This window comes from Moorena sp. SIO1F2 (assembly GCF_010672755.1).
Classification (GTDB): Bacteria; Cyanobacteriota; Cyanobacteriia; order Cyanobacteriales; family Coleofasciculaceae; genus Moorena.
The window spans coordinates 1-2,117 of sequence record NZ_JAAHFV010000600.1; the positions used below are offsets into that span (position 1 = coordinate 1).

A 2,117-nucleotide genomic window follows, 5' to 3' on the forward strand; every position below is an offset into this window, starting at 1 on the left:
CTTATTGATCAACTAAATAATAACAATACTCAAATAAACCCAGATGAATGTGTAGCGATCGCTAAGGCTCTAGGGAACATGGAGATAGCGATGCCTTAGAGCCACCTATCCACCAGAATTTTTTGTACCAATTGGGTTTGTTCTAATTCCTCCATTGAAATTTTTAAATTACCTAATGCTTCGATTACAGACACCCGTGCTACCCAATCTCCCTCTTCTAAATCTTTTAGTTTGTTAATAAGTGGCTCTAAGGCATCGCTATCTCCATGTTTCCCTAGAGCCTTAGCGATCGCTACACATTCATCTGGGTTTATTTGAGTATTGTTATTATTTAGTTGATCAATAAGTTCACCCACAGACATATTATCAAAATTGACCTGTTGCTCTGGATTATATTTCCTTAAAACATGGGCATCAGGGATAGGTTGTTGTAACAGTGTTTCCGCATCATTTGGATAAACTAGCTTTAAGTAATTAAATGCATTTAGTCTATCTTCACTAGTTGAACGATTAGAATCTATAATATATTTTTTTAATGCCTCCTTGGCAGCATCACGGACATTACTAAATTTATCTTGTCTAATAGCTTGGTATAAGGCATCTATGCCTACGGGAGGAATTAATTTCCCCAAAGCTTGTGCTGCTTGCAGACGCACAAAACTATCATTATCCCTTAAAGCGTTAAGTAGAGCCTGAATTGCCGGATCATCATTGGCAGTTGCTGTTCCGATCTCCCCAAGGGCTGCTGCTGCTGTTGCTCTGATATCAGGTTCTTGATTGGTGTCTTGGAGCAAGTCAACCAGTGGTCTCACAGCTTTTGGAGCTTGTAACTTCCCTAGTTTATGAATAATACGCTCTCGTTCATTAATATCATCGGAACTGTCTAAATTATTCATTAATATTGCCGGATCTGTTTCTTCTAATTCTTCTTTGTTTTTAGGATATAATATTCCCAATAGTATCAGAAAAGCTTGAAGTTTTTGACGAACATTTTTATTTAATTTTACTCCTTTATAATCTGAAGACTCCGTTGCAAAATACATAGTAGCTCCTGCCTCACTAGCTGCCTCCCGAACTGGCTTAATGTAGTCATTACGCATTGCCTCAATTAAAGGTTCAACTGCCTCTAAGACCTTGGCTATATCTATCGGATCGTTAGCCATATAACCTAACTGACGAGCAGCTGCTTCACGCACGTATCGATCTTTTGATTGATTCAAATTGAGGAAACGAATAAGTTGCGGTACTTCCAGGGCATTTAAACGCCCTAAAGCCCTGATAGCTACTGCCACAATATCGGGATCGTTATCTGCCAAGGCTGCAATTAGGGCTTCTTTAGCTGGTTCATTTCTCCAGATATTATCTGCTAAATTTGACCGTCCAGCAATTACCCACACAACCTGACCGCCACGATGTTTCATCACCTTGCGCAAAACACGATCACACTCGATTCGGTCAACCAGTTCGTAAGTGTCAAAAAAAATTAGTAATGGCTTTTTATCAGCTATCTGCGCAATCCCTGCTCCCAAAGCCTCGGCTAACTTTTCGTCTGAATTTCTGTAAACGTCTGATTCGTCTTTTGTCAAATCAAGTCGCACTGGTTGGTTCGTTCTTTCCTGTTCTTCCTCCGCTTGTTTAATTTTTTCTATAGTTACTTTCAAGATACTCTGAGTTTCACTATACTCTTGAAAATAGTCTTTCCATTCTTCCTGCTTAACAAATTTATGATAAATAGCCTCCAGCATAGTAGCTGGCTCAATAGCATCATGGTCTACTTGAAGACCAATATAGTGTTCTCTTTCTTTCTCCCAATCCATCCATAAAGTATTGAACCAATTTCGAAACTCTCCCTCTCGACTGATGTTGTACAGTCGTTGCAAGAGCGTCGTTTTACCCATACCACCAAAACCATGAAGTAGAAAAATTTTTGGATGTTCTTGGGAAGTGGAGGCTGAATCACGCAAGGATTCTAACACATCTCGGAAACGTTCCTGTTGTTGATCTCGTCCTAGAAAGATTTCATTCATTAGCAAACTCCTCAAGGTTATAAACAGTATTAACTATGCCCCTGGTAAAGTATTGTCAATCATCCTGATTCAATCAAATGAATCACAGTC

At 39.3% G+C, this 2,117-nt stretch carries 1 protein-coding gene; it reads right to left on the reverse strand.

Features of this window, described 5'->3' with window-relative positions:
- Nucleotides 1-95: 95 nt before the first annotated feature.
- The gene (locus F6J94_RS33250; RefSeq protein ID WP_293048080.1) at nt 96-2,027 is read right to left on the reverse strand and encodes a HEAT repeat domain-containing protein; all 1,932 of its coding nucleotides are present in this window, start codon (nt 2,025-2,027) and stop codon (nt 96-98) included.
- Nucleotides 2,028-2,117 lie beyond the last annotated feature (90 nt).

What these genes read in the sequence shown, in the direction of transcription:
- F6J94_RS33250 (WP_293048080.1), bottom strand. Translation starts at nt 2,027, where the DNA reads ATGAATGAAATCTTTCTAGGACGAGATCAACAACAGGAACGTTTCCGA.